Here is a 20662-nt window from a genome sequence, read left to right on the forward strand (position 1 = left end):
ACCCGCCCCAAGGATACTTCGGCAACGGGGAATGGGCAAAACGCCCCCTCAGCCCCGCGCCGCGCGGATCAGTTTCAGGATATCGCGCGCGGCTTCCGGGATGTTCGTCCCCGGCCCGAAGATCGCCTTGACCCCGGCATCGTAAAGGAACTGGTAATCCTGCTGCGGGATCACGCCGCCGCAGATCACCAGAATATCCTCGGCCCCCGCCGCCTTCAGCGCCTCCACCAGCTTGGGCGCCAGCGTCTTGTGCCCCGCCGCCTGGCTGGAGATGCCCACGACATGCACATCATTGTCGATGGCGTCCTGCGCCGCCTCTTCCGGCGTCTGGAACAGCGGCCCCACATCCACGTCGAACCCGATATCGGCGAAGGCCGTGGCGATCACCTTCGCGCCCCGGTCATGCCCGTCCTGCCCCATCTTGACGACCAGCATCCGCGGGCGCCGTCCTTCCGCCTCGGCAAAGGCCTCCACGTCCTTCTGGATCTGGGCAAAGCCCTGATCCCCCTCATAGGCCGCGCCATAGACACCTGCCAAAGTCTTCACCTCGGCCCGATGCCGCCCGAACACCTTTTCCATCGCCATGCTGATCTCTCCAACCGTGGCCCGGGCGCGGGCTGCAACGACCGCCGCCTCCAGAAGATTGCCGCCCTCTCCCGCGCGGCGCGTCACCTCGTCCAGCGCGGCCTGACAGGCCGCCTCGTCGCGCCCGGCGCGGGTCGCCTGCAACCGGGCGATCTGCGCCTCGCGCACCGCGACATTGTCGATATCCAGAATGTCGATCGGGTCTTCCTTGTCCTTGCGGTACTTGTTCACCCCGACGATCACCTCTTCGCCCCGGTCGATCATCGCCTGCCGCCGCGCCGCCGACTCCTCGATCCGCAGCTTGGGCATGCCAGAGGCGACGGCCTTGGTCATGCCGCCCATTGCCTCCACCTCTTCCATCAGCTTCCACGCCTCGTCGGCCAGTTGCGCCGTCAGCGCCTCCACGTAATAGGACCCGGCCAAGGGATCGACGACCTTCGTCACCCCCGTCTCTTCCTGCAGGATCAGCTGGGTGTTCCGCGCGATCCGGGCGCTGAATTCCGTGGGCAGGGCAATCGCCTCGTCCAGCGCATTGGTATGCAGCGACTGCGTCCCCCCCAGCACCGCCGCCAAGGCCTCATAGGCCGTGCGCACCACGTTGTTGTAGGGGTCCTGCTCCTGCAGGCTGACGCCCGATGTCTGGCAATGCGTCCGCAGCATCAGACTGGAGACCTTCTTCGCCCCGAAGCCTTCCATGATCCGGTGCCACAGCATCCGCGCCGCGCGCAGCTTTGCCGCCTCCATGAAGAAATTCATGCCAATCGCGAAAAAGAACGACAGCCGCCCGGCGAAATCGTCCACATCCATGCCCCGCGCCAGCGCGGCGCGCACATATTCCCGCCCGTCGGCCAGCGTGAAGGCCAATTCCTGCACAAGGTTCGCCCCCGCCTCCTGCATGTGATAACCGGAGATCGAGATGGAGTTGAACTTGGGCATCTCCCGCGACGTGTATTCGATGATGTCCGCGATGATCCGCATGCTGGGCTCGGGCGGATAGACATAGGTGTTGCGGACCATGAACTCCTTCAGGATGTCGTTCTGGATCGTCCCCGACAGATCGGCCCGCGAAACCCCCTGCTCCTCGCCCGTCACGATGAAATTGGCAAGGATCGGGATAACGGCCCCGTTCATCGTCATCGACACGCTGATCTTTTCCAAGGGGATGCCGTCGAACAGCACCTTCATGTCCTCGACACTGTCGATGGCCACGCCCGCCTTGCCCACATCGCCCACCACGCGGGGATGGTCGCTGTCATAGCCGCGATGGGTGGCCAGATCGAAGGCGACCGACACGCCCTGCTGCCCTGCCGCCAGCGCCTTGCGGTAAAAGGCGTTGCTTTCCTCGGCGGTGGAGAAGCCCGCATATTGCCGGATCGTCCAGGGGCGGCCTGCATACATGGTAGCCCGCACCCCCCGCGTGAACGGCGCCACCCCGGGCAATTCGCCCATCTGCGGCAGACCCGCCACATCGGCGGCGGTATAGAGCGGCTTGACCGCGATCCCCTCCAGCGTGTTCCACGTCAGGCTGTCGGGATCCGCGCCCTTCAACTCCTTGGCCGCCAGCGCCCGCCATTTTGCCAGATTGTCCGACATCTCGCTTCCTTCCAATTTTCCGGCCATCACAGCGCCTTGTTCAGGCCCCGCCGACACCGGCATATCCCTTGGGTTTTCAGACCCCTGCGCTATATTCAGACGCAAAGGGGAACCGCATGAACCTGCTCCGCATCGCGCTTGTCGCTGCCTTCCTTCCACTCTCGGCCGTCGCGCAGGATGCGCCCGCGCCGCCCACGGCCATCGCGCCCGTGGCGGCGGCCGAGGTGGTGTGGAACGATCTGCTCTATCTCAAGCGCCCGGTCGTCGTTTTTGCCGACAGCCCGAACGACCCCAACTTCATCCGCCAGATGGAACTCATCGCCCGCGACCGCGGCCAGTTGGCGGCCCGCGATGTCATCCTCATCATCGACAGCGATCCCGCCGCCCGCAGCGAGGTGCGCCAGAAACTGCGCCCGCGCGGCTTTTCCCTCGTGCTCTTGGACAAGGACCTGCGCCCCGTGATCCGCAAACCCCTGCCCTGGGACGTGCGCGAGATCACGAATGCCATCGACAAGTTCCCCCTGCGCCGGCAGGAAATCCAGCAGGGCGCAGGCCGGGGGCTGGGGGGCTAGACCCCTCTCCCCGACCCTCTCCCCCCCGACCCTCTCCCCACGGGGGAGAGGGAGATGCGCCCAGACGCCCCCACGCTGCCTCTGCCCTGCCGGGCGCCCTTCCCTCTCCCCCGCGGGGGAGAGGGTCAGGGAGAGGGGGCGCCCTCCAGAGGCACCGCAGCAGAGCAGGACGCGCACCGCCATCGGCCTATTCGAACTCCATGATCACGTCGTCCACCTTCAGGCTGGCCCCTGCCGCCGCGTTGATCTTCTTGACCACGCCCTTGCGCTCGGCCTTCAGGATGTTCTCCATCTTCATGGCCTCCACCGTGGCCAGCGCCTGCCCCTCCTGCACCTCGTCGCCCTCGGCCACGTTGATCTTCACCACCAGACCCGGCATCGGACACAGCAGGAATTTCGACGTATCCGGCGGCATCTTCTCGGGCATCAGCAGCGAAAGCTCGTGCTGGCGCGGCGTGCGGACGAAGCACTTCACCTCGGCCCCCCGCACCCGCAGGCGAAAGCCCATCGGCACCTTGCCCACCTTCAACACCAGGGGCGTGCCGTCCACCGTCAGCCGCGCCAAGGGCTGCCCCGGCGTCCAGTCGCTTTCCACGCGCAGCTTCGCGCCATCCGCAAAGCGGACCGTCGATCCGGCCCTGTCCGCCGCGATGGTCACGGGAAACGCCTCGCCCTGCAAGGACACGACCCAATCATCCCCCACCCGGCGCTGGTGGTTGTCCATGGTCCCGGTGATCTTCGTGCGCCGGATCTCGGCCACCCGGTTCATCGCCGCCGCCGCCGCCGCCACGCGGCGCAGCATCGGCGCATCCAGCGTCACCCCTTGGAAGCCTTCGGGATATTCCTCGGCGATGAAGGCCGTGGTGATGTTGCCGGACACGAAGCGCGGATGCTCCATCACCGCCGAACAGAAGGGCAGGTTATGCCCGATCCCTTCCACCTCGAACGTATCCAAGGCCAGCCGCATCTCTTCGATGGCCGCTTCCCGCGTCTCGCCCCATGTGCACAGTTTGGCGATCATCGGATCGTAATACATGCTGATCTCGCCGCCCTCGAACACGCCGGTATCGTTGCGCACAATCCCGCCGCCCGCCGTCTTGCCCTCGACAGGCGGGCGATACCGCGTCAGGCGCCCGATGGAGGGCAGGAAGTTCCGATACGGATCCTCGGCATACAACCGGCTTTCCATCGCCCAGCCGTTGATCTTCAGATCCTCCTGCCGGAACGGCAAAGGCTCCCCCGCCGCCACGCGGATCATCTGTTCCACCAGATCGACCCCGGTGATCAGTTCCGTCACCGGATGCTCCACCTGCAGGCGCGTGTTCATCTCGAGGAAATAGAAATTCCGGCTGCCATCCACGATGAATTCCACCGTCCCGGCACTGGTATAGCCCACCGCGCGCGCCAGGGCGCAGGCCTGTTCCCCCATCGCCTTGCGCGTCGCGGCATCGAGGAAAGGCGACGGCGCCTCTTCGATCACCTTCTGGTTCCGCCGCTGGATCGAACATTCCCGCTCATGCAGATAGACACAATTGCCGTGCTTGTCGGCCAGCACCTGAATCTCGATATGGCGCGGCTGGGTGACGAATTTCTCGATGAAGATGCGGTCATCGCCAAAACTCGCCGCCGCCTCGTTCTTCGATGACTGGAACCCCTCGGCGGCCTCGGCATCGTTCCACGCGATCCGCATCCCCTTGCCGCCGCCCCCGGCGCTGGCCTTGATCATCACCGGATAGCCGATCTGCCCGGAAATCCGCACCGCCTCATCCGCATCCGCGATCAGGCCCATATAGCCCGGCACGGTGGACACGCCCGCCTCCTGCGCCAGCTTCTTTGAGGTGATCTTATCCCCCATCGCCTCGATCGCCGGGCTGGGGGGCCCGATGAACACCACACCCTCACGCTCCAGCGCGGCGGCGAAATCCATCCGCTCGGACAGAAAGCCGTAACCGGGATGCACCGCCTCGGCTCCCGTGGCGCGGATCGCCTCCATGATCCGGTCGATCACGATATAGGACTGGTTCGCCGGGGGCGGGCCGATATGCACCGCCTCATCCGCCATCTTCACATGCAGCGCGTTGCGGTCGGCATCGGAATAGACGGCCACCGTCTGGATGCCCATCTTGCGCGCGGTCTTGATGACGCGGCAGGCGATCTCGCCCCGGTTGGCGATCAGGATTTTCTTGAACATCTCTCTCCCCTTGCGCCGCGCCCGGGCCGGGGCGCGGAAATGCCAAAGGCCACCCGGGCATCATGCCCGGATGGCCTTTGGTGCGTTGTCAGATGCCGCCCGAAGGCGGCGGTCACATCAATAGCGGGTGCAGGGCGGCAGGCCCGGCAGGCCGCAAGACGCAGCGCCGACAAGGCCGCCCAGCGCGGCGCCGGCAACCATGTTCTCGTCCGTGGCGTCCGCAATGGCCGCACCGGCCACAGCGCCGGCCAGACCGCGCTCGGTCGGCGTGGCAAGACAGCCGGACAGGCTGGTCGTTGCAAGGACAAGGATGACAAAATACTTCCGCATGGCTCGTTGCCTCTCAGGGTTGTTATTGACACGCAGTTTATCCTGTTTGCCGCGCTGCGAAACAAAAAACCGCGTGCTGCAGGCTGCCGCAGCACCGCATCGGCAGAAGCGCGCCCATCACGGAAAAGAAAGTCCGGCCACCCAAGCTGCTGGGCGGACCGGACTCCAGGGGAAGGGGTACAGTCTAGGCAGAGACGGGGCACAAAGCTTTGCCGCCCCGCATGAGTGCCAGACTGGCCGACCCTGCCGCGCTTGGCAAACGCCAAGACCGCCCCGCCCCGCCCCTGTGCGGAACCTTGCCGGAATGCGCTGGGGATCGGCAAAGCCATGCCTAGTCATCCCCCCCGTCATCGTCCCAACCATCGGAATCGAACCCGAAATCGGGCGCATCCTTGGCAAAGACCTCGGGGAAACTCGCCTCGGCACGCTTCACGTCGATCCGCAGCAGCGCCTCATACGAACAGGGATCGAACGGATCCTCCGCCGGCACCACCTCACGCCCGAAAAGCCATGACAGCCGCCCGGCATCCAGATTGCCCCGCTCGAACGGTTCTTCCCCGAACTGCGCCCAGAGCGCCGCCATGAAGCCCTGATCGGCCATGCGGTCGGCATATTTGCGATCCTTGAACCGCTCGCGCCTGACGATCTTTGTCGGGCCTTCCTTGCGGTTCTCGCGCCGGATGACGAACTGGAAATCTGTCCCGGGCAGGCGCCCCGGAAAGCCGCGATGCTTCAGCATGTTCCGCCCCTTTCTGTGCCAAGGGGCGCGTCATGCCGGATCAGGCGGCCAAGGTCAAATCCGGCCCCGCCAAGGCAGGGGCCAGACAGAATCGGGGCGGGCCAGGGCCAAACGGCCCCTCTGGCCCGCCCGGATGTCTTACTTGTACTTGCCGGTGTAGGTCGGCTCGGTCGAAACGGGGGTATCCACGTAAACGACTTCTTCTTCTTTGGCGGCGCAAGCCGCGACAAATGCAACCATGGCCAGGGCCAGCAGGGTTTTCGTGCTCTTCGACATCCTCTACTCCTATGTTCTTGGAGGGTCGGCCCGAACACAATGCTGGACCGCCCCCGATGCGAGGCATAGGCCGCTTGGGTTCGGCCTGATTGTACCTTATCCGAAAAATCAGAGAAAGCACACGCAGACATGTCCAAGTTGTCAGCCTGTGGCCGTGCTACATCAGGCGCCCCCCTGCGGGCAAGATGCATCATGCGCGGATCGGCGGACATCAGAACATCTCCCACACGCAAAGACCGTCTTCGATGCGGTAGGATTCAAAGAATTGCGTGGCCTCGGGCGCGGCTTCGCCAAAGGGGACCGGCACATCCGACAGCGAGATGATCACCTGCTGCGGCACCGGCACCTGATCAGCCAGACGCGGCAAGGCATAGGTGTCGCACAGATGCTGCATGTCCGCGCTGGCCGTCTCGAAATCCACACCGCCCGCCGGGGCGATCCCGGGCGCGACGAAGCGGAACCGCATCGTCGCCCCATCGGGGCCGCGCGCGTTCCAGATCACATCCTGCAAGGTCACCGCCTGCCCCGACGGCACCGCGATGGCCGCGCCATCGCCCGGCTCCACCCGCGCCCCGGCCGCATCGTCCTGCGCAGCCGCAGGCAGCGCCGCAAGGGCGGCCAGCAGCAGGGCGGTCAAGGGGCAAGCGCGCATCGGTCAGGGCCTCAGGCAGGTGTCACAGCGGGATGTTGTCGTGCTTCTTCCACGGGTTTGCCTGCTTTTTCCCGCGCAGGCTGGCAAAGGCCCGCGCCACGCGGCGGCGGGTGGAATGGGGCATGATCACCTCGTCGATGAACCCCTTTTCCGCCGCCACGAAAGGATTGGCGAAGCGGTCCTCGTAATCTTTCACCCGGCCTGCGATCTTGTCCTTATCGGCCAACTCGCTGCGATAAAGGATCTCCACCGCCCCCTTGGCCCCCATCACGGCCACCTCGGCCGTGGGCCAGGCATAGTTGAAATCGCCCCGCAGATGCTTGGACGACATCACGACATAGGCCCCGCCATAGGTCTTGCGCGTGACCACCGTCACCTTGGGCACCGTCGCCTCGCCATAGGCGAACAGAAGCTTGGCCCCGTGCTTGATCACCCCCGCATATTCCTGCCCCGTCCCAGGCAGGAAGCCCGGCACATCGACCAGCGTCAGGATCGGGATTTCGAACGCATCGCAAAAGCGCACAAAGCGCGCGGCCTTGCGGCTGGCGTCGATATCAAGGCATCCGGCCAGAACCATCGGCTGGTTCGCCACCACGCCCACCGTCTGCCCCTCCAGCCGGATGAAGCCGGTGATGATATTGGCCGCGAAATCCTTCTGGATCTCGAAGAAATCGCCCTCGTCCGCGATCTTGGTGATCAGTTCCTTCATGTCATAGGGCTGGTTGGGATTGTCCGGCACCAGCGTGTCAAGGCTCATCTCCACCCGCGCCGGATCGTCGAAGAAGGGCCGTACAGGGGCCTTCTCGCGATTGTTCAGCGGCAGGAAATCGAACAGACGCCGTGTTTCCGCGATCAGTTCGACATCGTTCTCATAGGCCCCATCGGCGACCGAGGATTTCTTCGTATGCGTCGTGGCCCCGCCCAGCTCTTCCGCCGTCACCACCTCATTCGTGACCGTCTTCACCACATCCGGCCCGGTGACGAACATGTAGGACGAATCCTTCACCATGAAGATGAAGTCGGTCATCGCGGGGGAATAGACCGCGCCGCCCGCGCACGGCCCCATGATCAGGCTGATCTGCGGCACCACGCCGCTCGCCATGATGTTGCGCTGGAACACCTCGCCATAGGCGGCAAGCGAAGACACGCCTTCCTGAATCCGCGCCCCGCCGGAATCGTTCATCCCGATCACCGGCGCGCCGTTCTGGATGGCCATATCCATGATCTTGCAGATCTTCGCGGCATGGGTCTCCGACACCGACCCGCCCAGCACCGTGAAATCCTGCGAAAACACATAGACCATGCGGCCGTTGATCGTGCCCCAGCCCGTCACCACGCCATCGCCGGGATGCTTTGTCTCTTCCATCCCAAAATCGGTGCAGCGATGCTGCACGAACATGTCAAACTCTTCGAAACTGCCCTCGTCGAGCAGCAGCTCCACCCGTTCCCGCGCGGTCAGCTTGCCCTTGGCGTGCTGCGCCTCCACCCGGCGCGCGCCCCCGCCTGCCCGGGCCACGGCGCGGCGGTCCTCCAGTTCCTGCAGGATATCCTTCATCGGCGCTCTCCCCCCGAACATCACGCGTGACGCCGGACCATAGCCGCCCGCGCGCAGGGCGCAAAACGAAGTTTCGCAAATTTGCAAATTATTGGCAGAAATTACCTTGCGAAACGCATATCTGCTAACCCCTCGCCTTCCGCCCCCGCAAGGCGTAACCCATCCCCCACCGCAATCCACGACCCGAGGGCCCCATGCTCAACCTCCCCGTTCCCGTCGTCACCATCGGCCTGCTGATCGCCTCGAACATCTTCATGACCTTCGCATGGTATGGCCATCTGAAGTACAAATCCGCCTCGCTCGTGCTGGTCATCCTTGCCTCATGGCTGATCGCGCTGCCCGAATATGCGCTGCAGGTGCCCGCCAACCGCATCGGCCATGGCCATTTCTCGGCTGCCGAACTGAAAACGATGCAAGAGGTGATCACCCTTACCGTCTTTGCCATCTTCTCGGTCTTCTACCTGAAAGAGCCGCTCACCTGGAACCATGCGGTGGGCTTTGCCTTCATCGCGCTCGGCGCTTTCTTCATCTTCCACAAATGGGGCTGATCCGCCCCCTGCCCCCACACACAGGCCCCGAACACAGGCCCCGCATACAGGCCCCGCACACAAGCCTGTGCATTCCGGCCCATGGACAGCGCGCAGCGCGAAGCATAGGCCGGGCAGGCAATGACAGGCTCCCGCTTCCTTGACCGGCGCACGCCGCCGCATATCGCCACGCTCATCCTGATGGCGGGGCTGTCGGCGCTGGCGATGAACATCTTCCTGCCCTCCCTGCCCGGCATGGCCGCCTGGTTCGACGCGCCCTATGCGCTGATGCAACTCTCTGTCGCGCTCTACCTCGCGCTTTCGGCCGTCCTGCAGATCCTGATCGGCCCGATCTCTGACCGCTTCGGTCGCCGCAAGGTCCTGCTCGGCGCGATCTCCCTGTTCCTCATCGCCACCGTCGGCACCCTTCTGGCCACCGATGCCACCACCTTCCTTGTCTTCCGCATGGCGCAGGCCGTGGTGGCGGCGGGCATGGTCCTGTCGCGCGCCGTGGTCCGCGACATGGTCCCGGATGCCGAAGCCGCCAGCATGATCGGCTATGTCACCATGGGCATGTCCATCGTTCCCATGATCGGCCCCGTGATCGGCGGCGTGCTGGACGAAACCTTCGGCTGGCAGGCCAACTTCGCGCTCCTCCTCGGCCTTGGCCTTGTCACGCTGGCGCTGGTCTGGGCCGATCTGGGCGAAACCGCCACGATCCGGCGCGTGTCGCTGATGGATCAGATCCGCACCTATCCGGGCCTTTTGCGCTCGCGCCGGTTCTGGGGCTATGTGGGCTGCGCTTCCTTCACCTCGGGCTCCTTCTTCGCCTATCTCGGCGGCGCGCCCTATGTGGGCAATGCGGTCTTCGGCCTGTCCTCTTCGGAGGTGGGCCTGCTCTTCGCGATCACCGCCGTGGGCTATGCGGCGGGCAATTTCGTGGCGGGGCGCTTCTCGGTGCGCGTCGGCATGAACCGCATGGTGCTCTGGGGCACGCTCGTCTGCGTCACGGGCCTTGGCGCGCTGGCGCTGGTGACGCTGGCCGGGGTCCATTCGCCTTATGTCTTCTTCGGCTTCACCCTCGCCCTCGGGATCGGCAACGGCATGACCCTGCCCAACGCCAATGCTGGCATGCTGTCGATCAAGCCGGAACTCGCCGGCACCGCCTCCGGCCTTGGCGGGGCGATCCAGATCGGTGGCGGCGCGGCGCTGGCCGCCCTCGCCGGTGCGCTGCTGACAGAAGGCGCGACCGAGATGCCGCTTATCCTTCTGATGCTCGCCTCCGCGATCCTTGCGCTCTTCTCCATCCTCGCGGTGATCCGGCGCGCCCGCAGGCTGGGCCTGCCTACCTGACCGCACCACCTTCCGGGCCACCTTTCCACTTGACGCGTCCCAAATTTCTTCGAAGAAATTTGCAAAATTCTTCCCAAGAATTTTCCACCCCGCGCGCCCTTTGCAAAGCCGAGGTCCGATGCCCACCCAGAAGCTCTATGCCGGGGCCAAGCTGCGCGAGATGCGCGCCCGCCTGTCGCTGACCCAGAAATCCTTTGCCGACAAGCTGGGCGTCTCACTGCCCTATCTCAACCAGATGGAAAACAACCACCGCCCGGTCTCGGCCGCCGTGGTGCTGGCGCTGGCGCAGGAATTCGGGCTCGACGTCACCGAACTGACCGTGGGGGAGTCCGAACGCCTCGTCTCCGACATGCGCGAAGCGCTGGCCGATCCCGTCTTTGCCGCCACCTCGCCGCCCTTGGCCGACCTGCGCCTTGCGGCGTCAAACGCCCCGGCGCTGGCCCGCGCCTTTCTCGATCTGCACCGCGCCTATCGCCAGACGCATGAACGCCTCGCCAGCCTGGATGAGGCGCTGGGTCGCGAAGATGCCGCCCTGCGCCCCAGCCCGTGGGAGGAAGTGCGCGACTTCTTCCACTACTGCGACAATTACATTGATGCCGTGGACCGCGCCGCCGAACATTTCGCCACCGCTGCCGGGGGACAGGCCGACATCGCCCGCACCGCCACCGCTGCGCTGGAACGGCGCGGCATCAGCATCGCCTATTCCGACCGTGCCGATGTGCGCCATTACAACCCGGCAACCCACCAGCTCACCCTGTCCAACCGCACTGCCACGCCGACCCAACGCTTCCAGCTTCTCTTGCAGGTGGCGCTCCTCACCCAGAACGACCTGATCGAGGCGACCCTAGACCTTGCCCGCTTCGCCACGCCCGAGGCGCGCGACATCGCGAAGATCGGGCTGGCCAATTACTTCGCCGGGGCGGCGCTCCTGCCCTACCGCGCCTTTCAGGCGGCAGCGCTTGAGACGCGGCACGATCTGGAACGGCTGGCCGATCTCTTCGGCGCCTCCATCGAACAGGTGGCGCACCGCCTGTCTACCCTGCAAAGGCCCGGTGCCAAGGGCATCCCCTTCTTCTTCGTGCGCGTCGATCAGGCCGGCACGATCACCAAGCGACACTCCGCCACGCGCCTGCAATTCGCCCGCTTCGGCGGGGCCTGCCCGCTGTGGAACGTCCACCGCGCCTTTGAAACGCCCGGCCATTTCCTGCGCCAACTGGCCGAAACGCCCGACGGCGTGCGCTACCTCTGCCTGGCGCGGGATATATCGAAACCGGGCGGGGCCTTCCTCGCGCCCGTGCGCCGCTACGCCATCGGGCTGGGATGCGAGATCACCCATGCCGCCAGCCTTGTCTATTCCGACGGGCTCGATCTCAAGGGCCGGTTCGAACCCATCGGCATCTCCTGCCGCATCTGCGAACGGCGCGACTGCCACCAGCGGTCTGTCCCGCCGCTCGAACGCCGCCTGAAGGTGGACCCCGATAAGCGCGGCCTTCTGCCCTACGACATCGCCGACTGACGGCGCCCACCCGGATCACGCCGCGATCTGCTTCCAGATCGCATCCTTCAACCGCATCCGCTGCTGGCGCAGGTCCGCCTCATGCGCGGCCGTGGTCGGCTCCACCCGCGTTTCGGCCCGGTGCACCGCGCGGTTGATCCTGTGATAGTCCTACACCATCCGGGCGAAATGCGGATCGCGCGCCTTCAGCGCGTGGATCGCCTCGGCCTTGCCCGGAAATTCCTCGTACAGTTCATGCGGTGTGTTCGACATGGGCCATCCTTTCCTGCCGTCCCTGCCCACAGGATGGCCCGACATCCGGCACGGCCGCCTTGACCCTGATCAATCTCAGCGTGCCGCGCGACGAAACCCTTCGGCCCGCGCCTCGGCCTCGGTGCAGAACCACCGCTCCCCCGCCCGCTCGTTGATCCGGGTCGCATCGTAATCGGCCTGCCCGGGCAGGTGATAGATGCGGCTCCCGCTGCGCGCGATATTGCCCTTGATCCGGCACCCGCCCGCTTGCTGCGGATCGGTCCCCTGCCGTTCGGCGCGATACTGTTCGGGCTGGACATAGGTCGATGCCCAAAGACCGATCCCATCCGCCCGCGCGGCGGCCTCGGCATCTGCATACCGCCCCGAATAGCGGCGATAGGCGACGGCCATGCCCTGCCGCACCATGCGCGCGGCCACATCCTCGCCCCCCGCCTCGCATAGCGCGACGATCCGGCCATAGCGATCGACATCCTGCACCGCGCAGGCCAGCCGCTGCCGCCCCACGATCTCGGCCAAGGCCTCACGCGCCGCCCGCCCGCAGGCCCAGCGCCCGCCCCCCCGATCGCAGTGCTGATCCAGTTCCGGCGCATCAATTCCGAAGAGCCGCACCTTCTGCCCCGCCACCTCCAGCGTGTCGCCATCCACGGCGCGGGCACGGCCCGTCAGATCCCCCGCCGCCAGAGGCAGGGGCAGCGCCAGCAGCACCAGAGCCACAAGAACAGGAAGGGAACGAAGTCTTAACGCCATACCCCGATCTCCCCCGCGAAAGCGGCGAAATCAAGGAAAGGATTAATAATTCCTTAACTGGTTAAGCACAAAACGCGAACATCACCGCTGCGCCGTCCGCCAGTTCGGATGGATCCATGGCTCGGCATTCGACCGTGGCAGGGGCGCGCGGCCCAGAAGGTGATCCGCCGCCTTCTCGCCCACCATGATCGACGGCGCATTCAGGTTGCCGTTCGTGACCTGCGGGAAGATGGAACTGTCGGCCACGCGCAAGCCTTCGACCCCGATCACCCGACATTCGGGATCGACCACCGCCATGGGATCGTCCCGCCGCCCCATCCGCGCCGTGCCGCAGGGGTGATAGGCGCTTTCGGCATGGTGGCGGATGAAATTGTCCAGTTCCGCATCGCTCTGGACTGCCGCACCCGGCTGGATCTCGTGCTTGACGAATTCCGCCATGGCCGGCTGGCCAAAGATTTCGCGCGTCAGACGGATGCAGGTGCGGAAATCCTCCCAATCCTCGGGATGGGACATGTAGTTGAACACGATCTTCGGCGGCACTTTCGGATCGCCCGACCGCAGCGTGATCGCGCCCCGCGACTTTGACCGCATCGGTCCGACATGCGCCTGAAAGCCGTGCCCCTCGGCGCTGGCCTTGCCGTCATAGCGCACGGCTATGGGCAGGAAGTGGTACTGGATATCCGGATATTCCACCCCCGGCTTCGACCGGATGAAGGCGCAGGCCTCGAACTGGTTCGACGCGCCCAGCCCCTTGCGGGTGAACAGCCACTGCGCCCCGATCACCGCCTTGCCCCAGAGGTTCCAGTATTTGTACAGCGTGATGGGCTTCTTCGATGCGAATTGCAGGTAAAGTTCCAGATGGTCCTGCAGGTTCGCTCCCACGCCGGGCCGATCCGCCACCACCGCAATCCCGTTGGCCTGCAGATGCGCTGCCGCGCCGATCCCTGACAGCATCAGGATCTTTGGCGTATTGATGCTGGACGCCGCCACCACCACCTCGCGCGCGGCCGCGATCACCTCGATCCGCCCGCCCCGCTCCACCTCCACGCCCGTGGCGCGGCCATTCTCGATCACCACGCGGCGGGCAAAGGCGCGGATCACCTCGACATTGCCCTTCTTCATCGCGGGTTTCAGATAGGCATTGGCGGCACTCCAGCGCTGGCCGTTGAAGATCGTGGCCTCCATCGGCCCGAACCCTTCCTGCTGCTTGCCGTTGTAATCGGCCGTCACCGGATAGCCCGCCTGCGCCCCCGCCTTGATGAAGGCGTCAAACAGCGGGTTCTCCCGTGGCCCCCGCGTCACATGCAGGGGCCCCTTCGCACCCCGCCACGCCGGATCGCCCCCGTCCCGCTGGCCGTGCCAGTTTTCCATCCGCTGAAAGTAAGGCAGCACATCGGCATAAGACCAACCCTGCGCCCCCATCTCGGCCCATGTGTCGAAATCCCGCGCATGGCCACGGACATAGACCATCCCGTTGATGCTGGACGATCCGCCGATCACCTTGCCACGCGGCGTCGCCAGCACGCGCCCGCACAGATAGGGTTCGGGCTCCGAATGAAAGCCCCAGTCGTAAAGCGGCATGTTCATCGGATAGGACAGCGCGGCAGGCATCTGGATGAACGGCCCCGCATCCGTGCCGCCATGTTCGATGACGATCACCCGCGCCCCGCCCTCACCCAGACGATAGGCCATGGCCGATCCGGCCGAGCCCGCCCCGATGATCACGAAATCCGCCTGCATGTCCCCAGCCTTTCCCTTATCCCTGCGCCTGCCCGGCACGGGCCAGGCAATCGGCAAAACGCGCAACCGCGATATTCGCGCCCGACGCGATGACCAGCACCACCCGCCCCGCCACTGGCACCTGCCCCGCCAGCACCGCCGCCAGCGCCACCGCCCCCGACGGCTCCAGCACCAGCCGCCATTCCTCGAACGCACGCGCCATGGCGTGCAGCACTGGCCCGTCGCCCACCGCCACGCCCTGAACCCCCGCCGCCTGACAGGCGGCCAGCGTCACCACCCCCGGCATCGGCGCCTGCAGCGCGTCACACAGCGTGGGTCCCCCCGGCGCGGCGACCCGCGCGCCTGCGCGCAGCGATCGGCCCATCCCGTCATGCCCCTCGGGCTCCACCGCCCAGAGCGCGGCCGCGGGATGCGCCGCCCGCACCGCCAGCGCGACCCCGCCCAGCAACCCGCCGCCGCCCACGGGGCTTGCCACCACATCCGGCACCGCCCCCGCCGCCGCCATCTGGGCCAAGGCTTCCAGCGCCGTCGTCCCCTGCCCCGCCACCACATCCGCATCATCGAACGGATGCAGCAGCGTCAGCCCCCGCTCCGCCGCCAGATCGCGCGCCCGCGCCGCCGCCACCACCTCGCGCGGGGCATCACCGTGATGCGACAGCACCACCTCCGCCCCCAGCGCCTCGGTCGCGCGCCGCTTCGCCTCGGGCGCGTCCACCGGCATCACGATCGTCACCGGCACGCCAAGCGCCTGCCCCGCCGCCGCCAGCCCCTGCGCGAAATTGCCCGACGAAAAGGCCACCACGCCCCGCCCGCGCGCCGCCGCATCCAGCTGCATCAGCCGCCACAGCGCCCCGCGCAGCTTGAACGATCCCGTCCGCTGCAACCCTTCCGCCTTCACGAACAGCCGCGCCGCCCCGACCTCGGCCGCCAGCACGGGCGACTCAAGCAGGGGCGTCTCGCGCACCGCGGCGCGCACGCCCGCATGGGCGGCCGCGATGCGCGCGGGGCTGGGCAGATCAGTAAGGGGCATCCACCGGCCCCATGCCCACATAGACCGATTTCACCTGCGTGTAATGCTCGACCGCCGCGCGCCCGTTCTCACGGCCCACGCCCGACATCTTGGCCCCGCCGAACGGCCCCTCGACCGGGGTCAGGTTATAGGCGTTGATCCAGCAGGTCCCCGCCTCCAGCTGCCCGATCACCCGATGCGCCCGCGTCAGATCGGCCGTGAACACCCCCGCCGCCAGCCCGAATTCGGTGTCATTCGCCCGCGCGACGACCTCCTCCTCCGTCTCGAAATCAAGCACGGCCATGACGGGGCCGAACACCTCTTCCCGCGCGATGGTCATGCCGTCGGTCACATCGGCGAACACCGTCGGCTGCACATAGAACCCGGTATTCAGCGCCGCCCGCCCGCCGCCGCAGATCAGCCGCGCGCCTTCGGCTTTGGCCGTGGCCATGTAACCCAGCACCTTGTCCATCTGCGCCGCACTCACCAAAGGCCCCATCTGCGTGGACGCATCCAAAGGATCGCCCAACACGATCCCCGCCGTCCGCGCCGCCAGCCGTTCCAGAAACCGCGCCTTGATCCCCTTCTGCACGAAAACCCGCGTCCCGTTGGAACAGACCTGACCGGCGGAATAGAAATTCCCCAGCATCGCCGCGCCCACCGCATCCTCGACGCTCGCATCATCGAAAACGATCAGGGGCGATTTCCCGCCCAATTCCATCGTCACCGCCTTCACGCCATCGGCCGCCGCGGCATAGACCCGCCGCCCCGTCGGCACCGACCCCGTCAGCGATACCTTGGCCACGCGCGGATCGGTCACCAGCGCCGCCCCCACCGCGCCGCGCCCCTGCACCACGTTGAACAGCCCCGGCGGAAGCCCCGCCTCGATGAAGATCTCGGCCAGTTGCAACGCGCCCAACGGCGTCACCTCCGACGGCTTGAACACCATCGCATTGCCAAGCGACAGCGCCGGCGCCGCCTTCCAGCAGGCGATCTGGCTGGGATAGTTCCACGCCCCGATGCCCACGCAAACCCCCAAGGGTTCCCGGATCGTGTAGACGAAATCCCGCCCCAGCGGCACCGTCTCACCCGTCACCGTGGGCGCCAGCCCCGCGAACCATTCAAGCGAATCCGCCCCGCTTGGCCAATCTGCGACCAGCGTCTCCTGAATGGGCTTGCCGGTATCCAGCGTCTCCAGCCGCGCCAGCGCGTCGCCCCGGTCGCGGATGATCTCGGCCGCGCGGCGCAGGATGCGCGCCCGCTCCACCGGTTTCATCGCCGCCCAAGCGCCCTGCGCCCGGCGGGCCGAGGAAAGCGCCCGCTCCACCACATCCGCCGTCGCCTCATGGACGACCGCGATCACCTCGCCCGTCGCCGGATAGATCACCTCGATCGCCGCGCCTGCCTTGTCCTCGACATAGACGCCATCCACGAAATGGCTGGCCTTCGGTTGCGCCTTCATGCACCCCGTCCCTTCAATTGCACGTCCAGATAATCCAGCGCCGTCCGCACGGCGGCACCTGCGTCAGGCGGCCCGCTTTTCAGCACCTCGCGGATGTAGAGCCCGTCGATCAACGCCCCCAGACCCTCGGCAACCTCGACGGCGCGCGCGCCCGCAAGGGGCCGCAGGCAATCCATCAGGTTCGACCGCAGCCGCCGCTGATAGACCGCCAGCAGACGCTTTGCCTCGGGCACCGTCTGGGCAAGGACGTAGAAATTCAGCCAGGCCCCCACCACCTCGCGCCGGAAATTCCCCGCGCTGAAGGACGCCGTCAGGATCGCCCGCAGCCGCGCCTCCGGCCCATCGGCCACCGCCAGCGCGCCCCGCACCTCGGCCCCGTAAAGCGTCAGCACATGGCGCATCGCGGCAAGGAAGATCTCTTCCTTGGATCCGAAATAGTGATGCGCCAAGGCGCTCGACATGCCCGCGCGCTTGGCGATCTGGGACACCGTCACATCCAGCGATCCCACGCGCCCGATCTCGCTGATCGTTGCTTTGACCAGCGCCGCCTTTCGGATAGGCTCCATTCCAAGCTTCGGCATGTGCGGTCTGGCGTCCTCAGAAAATGCTTGCCAAACCGAATAAGCGTGAAGTCTATTGACTCGTCAATCAACAAAAACCGACAGGGAGACTGCCATGTTGAAATCCACCCTCCTCGCCGGCGTCGCCACGCTTGCGCTGGCTGGTGCCGTCGCCGCCGAAGGCTGCGATACCGTGATCTTCTCGGATGTGGGCTGGACGGACATCACCGCCACCACCGCCGCCACCACGCTGATCCTCGAGGCGCTGGGATACGAGACGGAAACGAAGGTCCTGTCGGTTCCTGTCACCTATACCGGCCTTGCCGAAGGCGACATCGACGTGTTCCTTGGCAACTGGATGCCCTCGATGGAGGCCGACATCGCCCCCTACCGCGATGCAGGCACGGTGGACACGGTCCGCGCCAACCTCGAAGGCGCGAAATACACGCTGGCCACCAACGAACACGGCGCGGCGCTGGGCATTTCGGATTTCACCAACATCAAGGACCACGCCGAGGCGCTGGGATCGGAAATCTACGGCATCGAGCCGGGCAATGACGGCAACCGTCTGGTGCTGGAAGCCATCAGCAAGTACGGGATGGAGGGCTTTGAACTGGTCGAATCCTCTGAACAGGGGATGCTCGCTGAAGTGGCCAGCAAGACCGAAGCGGGCGAGCCCATCGTCTTCCTCGCCTGGGAACCCCATCCGATGAACGCCAATTTCAAGCTGACCTACCTCACCGGCGGGGACGATCTGTTCGGGCCGAATTTCGGCGGCGCGACCATCTACACCAATACCCGCGCGGGCTATGTCGCGGAATGCCCGAACACCGGCAAACTGCTCCAGAACCTCGTCTTCACCCTGCCCATGGAGAACGAGATCATGGGCGCGATCCTGAATGACGGCGCCGACCCGCGCGATGCGGCCAAGGCATGGCTTGCGGCCAATCCCACCGTCTGGGAACCCTGGCTTGACGGCGTGACGACCAAGGATGGCGGCGACGCCAAGGCCGCGGTCACGGCCGCGCTGCAGTAAACCGTCCCGCCCCGCGGCGACCCCCGGGGGCTTCGCGCCCCCGGACCCCCGCGGGGTATTTTCCGCCAAGATGAAGGGGGCTGGCTTCGGATGGAGTGGCTGACCGACAACAAGATCCCCGTGGGGCGCGCGGCCAAGGCCGTGTTCGACTGGATGAACACCCATCTCGGGCCGCTCTTCGATGCGATTGCCGCGGTGATGGAAGGCATGATCGACGGCATCCTCTGGGTGTTGCAGGCCCCCCACCCCTTTGTGCTGATCGCGGTCTTCCTCGCCCTGACATGGTATCTGCAAAGGTCGTGGAAGGTCTGCCTCGGCGTGCTTTTGGGTTTTCTCTTCATCCTCAATCAGGGGTATTGGGAGGAAACCACCGAAAGCCTGACCCTGATCCTTGCCGCCTGCGTCGTCTGCATGGGGCTGGGCGTGCCGATCGGCATCGCCGCCGCCCACCGTCCGCGCCTCTATCAGGCGATGGTCCCGGTGCTGGACCTGATGCAGACCCTGCCCACCTTCGTCTATCTGATCCCTGCCATCGTCTTCTTCGGCCTCGGCATGGTACCCGGGCTGATCGCCACGGTGATCTTCGTGCTGCCCGCGCCCATCCGGCTGACGCATCTGGGCATCTCCACCACCCCGCAGGCCCTGCTGGAAGCGGCCACCGCCTTTGGCGCCACGCCCCGCCAGCGGCTGTGGAAGGTGGAACTGCCCTATGCCTTTCCCCAGATCATGGCCGGGCTGAACCAAACCATTATGCTGTCGCTGTCGATGGTCGTCATCGCCGCGCTGGTCGGCGCGAACGGGCTTGGCGTGCCAGTGGTGCGGGCGCTCAACTCCGTCAACACCGCGCTTGGCTTTGAATCCGGCTTCATCATCGTCGTCGTCGCCATCCTTCTTGACCGCATGCTCCGGGTGACCCGCCAATGACCGCCCCCCGCAACGCTGTAGAGTTCGACCGCGTCTCCATCGTCTTCGGCGACAACCCCGACCGCGCCCTGCCCCTGATGGACGAAGGCAGGACCCGGGCCGAGGTGCAGGCCGCCACGGGCCAGGTGCTGGGCGTGCATGACTGCTCCCTCTCCGTGGCCGAGGGCGAAATCCTTGTGCTGATGGGCCTGTCCGGCTCCGGCAAATCCACGCTGCTGCGGGGGGTCAACGCGCTCAACCCCGTGGTGCGGGGCGAGGTGCGGGTCTGGGACGGCAGTCGCATGGTCAGCGTGACCCGCGCCGATCCCAACACCCTGCGCAGCCTGCGCCTGTCGCGCATCGCCATGGTGTTTCAGCAGTTCGGCCTTCTGCCCTGGCGCACGGTGCGCGAAAACGTGGGCCTCGGCCTCGAACTCGCGGGCATCCCGCCCGAGGGGCGCCGCGCCAAGGTGGATGAACAGCTTGCGCTCGTGAACCTCACCCAATGGGCCGACCGCAAGGTAGGCGAGTTGTCGGGCGGGATGCAGCAGCGCGTGGGTCTGGCCCGCGCCTTTGTCACGCAGGCGCCGATCCTTCTGATGGATGAACCCTTCTCCGCCCTCGATCCGCTGATCCGCGCGCGGCTGCAGGACGAACTGCTCGACCTTCAGGCGAAACTCAAGCGCACCATCGTCTTTGTCTCCCACGATCTGGACGAGGCGTTCAAGATCGGCAACCGCATCGCTCTGATGGAAGGCGGCCGCATCGTGCAATGCGGCACCGCGCGCGAGATCATCGCCAACCCGGTCAGCGACTATGTGGCCGATTTCGTGGCCCATATGAACCCGATGGCCGTGCTCACCGCGCGCGACGTGATGGAAAGCGGCACCTGCACCGGCCCCAGCGTCGATTGCGAACTGCCGGTCAAGACGGTGATGACCATGCTCTCCGAAGGCGCGACCGAATTGCAGGTGACCGAGGGCGGCCATCCCATCGGCATGATCCGGGCGCCGGCGCTGATGGCACGGCTGATCGACCCGCGCGGTCAGGGGCGCGCTTAAGGG

19 protein-coding genes and 1 pseudogene are annotated in these 20662 nt (G+C 66.1%); 7 read left to right on the top strand and 13 right to left on the bottom strand.

Going from position 1 to position 20662, the window contains the following annotated elements; all coding sequences use genetic code 11:
* Window positions 1-48: 48 nt before the first annotated feature.
* Complete coding sequence (gene scpA / locus GU920_RS01640; protein WP_161765244.1) at window positions 49-2178, bottom strand: methylmalonyl-CoA mutase; 2130 nt, start codon at window positions 2176-2178, stop codon at window positions 49-51.
* 116 nt (window positions 2179-2294) lie between these two features.
* Between scpA and GU920_RS01645 the strand changes: the two genes are divergently transcribed.
* Window positions 2295-2750, top strand: a complete 456-nt coding sequence (locus tag GU920_RS01645; RefSeq protein WP_161765245.1) for a DUF4174 domain-containing protein — start codon at window positions 2295-2297, stop codon at window positions 2748-2750.
* 187 nt (window positions 2751-2937) lie between these two features.
* Here the strand turns inward: GU920_RS01645 and GU920_RS01650 are convergent, their stop codons facing one another.
* The 6 genes from GU920_RS01650 to GU920_RS01675 form a co-directional block, all read right to left on the bottom strand.
* Window positions 2938-4941, bottom strand: a complete 2004-nt coding sequence (locus GU920_RS01650) for an acetyl-CoA carboxylase biotin carboxylase subunit (protein ID WP_161765246.1) — start codon at window positions 4939-4941, stop codon at window positions 2938-2940.
* A 117-nt stretch (window positions 4942-5058) separates the two neighbouring features.
* Window positions 5059-5271 carry a hypothetical protein gene (locus GU920_RS01655; protein WP_161765247.1) on the bottom strand — a complete coding sequence of 71 codons (213 nt, stop codon included), beginning with the start codon at window positions 5269-5271 and terminating at the stop codon, window positions 5059-5061.
* 331 nt (window positions 5272-5602) lie between these two features.
* The gene (locus GU920_RS01660) at window positions 5603-6010 is read right to left on the bottom strand and encodes a hypothetical protein (RefSeq protein WP_161765248.1); all 408 of its coding nucleotides are present in this window, start codon (window positions 6008-6010) and stop codon (window positions 5603-5605) included.
* 138 nt (window positions 6011-6148) lie between these two features.
* The gene (locus tag GU920_RS01665) at window positions 6149-6286 is read right to left on the bottom strand and encodes a hypothetical protein (protein WP_161765249.1); all 138 of its coding nucleotides are present in this window, start codon (window positions 6284-6286) and stop codon (window positions 6149-6151) included.
* A gap of 211 nt (window positions 6287-6497) precedes the next feature.
* Window positions 6498-6923, bottom strand: coding sequence for a DUF6497 family protein (locus tag GU920_RS01670; RefSeq protein WP_235932991.1), 426 nt, complete (start codon window positions 6921-6923; stop codon window positions 6498-6500).
* 37 nt (window positions 6924-6960) lie between these two features.
* Window positions 6961-8493 (bottom strand): acyl-CoA carboxylase subunit beta, encoded by a 1533-nt coding sequence (locus GU920_RS01675; RefSeq protein WP_161765250.1) that lies wholly within the window; start codon window positions 8491-8493, stop codon window positions 6961-6963.
* Window positions 8494-8687: 194 nt separating this feature from the next.
* Here GU920_RS01675 and GU920_RS01680 point away from each other — a divergent pair, with 194 nt between their 5' ends.
* The 3 genes from GU920_RS01680 (at window position 8688) to GU920_RS01690 (ending at window position 11889) form a co-directional block, all read left to right on the top strand.
* Entirely contained in the window at window positions 8688-9041 is a 354-nt protein-coding gene (locus tag GU920_RS01680) for a DMT family protein (RefSeq protein WP_161765251.1), read from the top strand.
* A 120-nt stretch (window positions 9042-9161) separates the two neighbouring features.
* Complete coding sequence (locus GU920_RS01685; protein ID WP_161765252.1) at window positions 9162-10373, top strand: multidrug effflux MFS transporter; 1212 nt, start codon at window positions 9162-9164, stop codon at window positions 10371-10373.
* A 118-nt stretch (window positions 10374-10491) separates the two neighbouring features.
* On the top strand, window positions 10492-11889 hold the full coding sequence (locus tag GU920_RS01690) for a helix-turn-helix domain-containing protein (RefSeq protein ID WP_161765253.1): 1398 nt from the start codon (window positions 10492-10494) through the stop codon (window positions 11887-11889).
* Between the two features lie 15 nt (window positions 11890-11904).
* Here GU920_RS01690 and GU920_RS01695 read toward each other — a convergent pair.
* The 6 genes and pseudogenes from GU920_RS01695 to betI all read right to left on the bottom strand — a co-directional run bounded on the left by GU920_RS01695 (window position 11905) and on the right by betI (window position 17680).
* Window positions 11905-12141: pseudogene (locus tag GU920_RS01695) on the bottom strand (YdcH family protein).
* Between the two features lie 75 nt (window positions 12142-12216).
* The gene (locus GU920_RS01700) at window positions 12217-12888 is read right to left on the bottom strand and encodes a thermonuclease family protein (protein ID WP_161765254.1); all 672 of its coding nucleotides are present in this window, start codon (window positions 12886-12888) and stop codon (window positions 12217-12219) included.
* Window positions 12889-12969: 81 nt separating this feature from the next.
* A complete protein-coding gene (gene betA, locus GU920_RS01705; RefSeq protein ID WP_161765255.1) occupies window positions 12970-14628 on the bottom strand; it encodes a choline dehydrogenase in 1659 nt (552 codons plus the stop codon).
* A gap of 16 nt (window positions 14629-14644) precedes the next feature.
* On the bottom strand, window positions 14645-15658 hold the full coding sequence (locus tag GU920_RS01710; protein ID WP_161765256.1) for a pyridoxal-phosphate dependent enzyme: 1014 nt from the start codon (window positions 15656-15658) through the stop codon (window positions 14645-14647).
* Window positions 15645-17099 carry a betaine-aldehyde dehydrogenase gene (betB, locus tag GU920_RS01715; protein WP_161765257.1) on the bottom strand — a complete coding sequence of 485 codons (1455 nt, stop codon included), beginning with the start codon at window positions 17097-17099 and terminating at the stop codon, window positions 15645-15647. The genes GU920_RS01710 and betB overlap by 14 nt, the downstream gene beginning before the upstream one ends.
* Window positions 17096-17680, bottom strand: a complete 585-nt coding sequence (gene betI, locus GU920_RS01720; protein WP_161765258.1) for a transcriptional regulator BetI — start codon at window positions 17678-17680, stop codon at window positions 17096-17098. Before betI ends, betB begins: the two co-directional genes overlap by 4 nt.
* A 94-nt stretch (window positions 17681-17774) precedes the next feature.
* Between betI and choX the strand changes: the two genes are divergently transcribed.
* The 3 genes from choX (at window position 17775) to choV (ending at window position 20659) form a co-directional block, all read left to right on the top strand.
* Window positions 17775-18695 (top strand): choline ABC transporter substrate-binding protein, encoded by a 921-nt coding sequence (gene choX / locus GU920_RS01725; RefSeq protein WP_161765259.1) that lies wholly within the window; start codon window positions 17775-17777, stop codon window positions 18693-18695.
* A gap of 90 nt (window positions 18696-18785) precedes the next feature.
* On the top strand, window positions 18786-19619 hold the full coding sequence (gene choW, locus GU920_RS01730; protein ID WP_161765260.1) for a choline ABC transporter permease subunit: 834 nt from the start codon (window positions 18786-18788) through the stop codon (window positions 19617-19619).
* Complete coding sequence (gene choV, locus GU920_RS01735) at window positions 19616-20659, top strand: choline ABC transporter ATP-binding protein (RefSeq protein WP_161765261.1); 1044 nt, start codon at window positions 19616-19618, stop codon at window positions 20657-20659. Before choW ends, choV begins: the two co-directional genes overlap by 4 nt.
* The last annotated feature ends 3 nt before the right edge of the window (window positions 20660-20662 follow it).

Source organism: Paragemmobacter ruber (assembly GCF_009908315.1).
In the GTDB taxonomy this organism is placed as follows: domain Bacteria; phylum Pseudomonadota; class Alphaproteobacteria; order Rhodobacterales; family Rhodobacteraceae; genus Paragemmobacter; species Paragemmobacter ruber.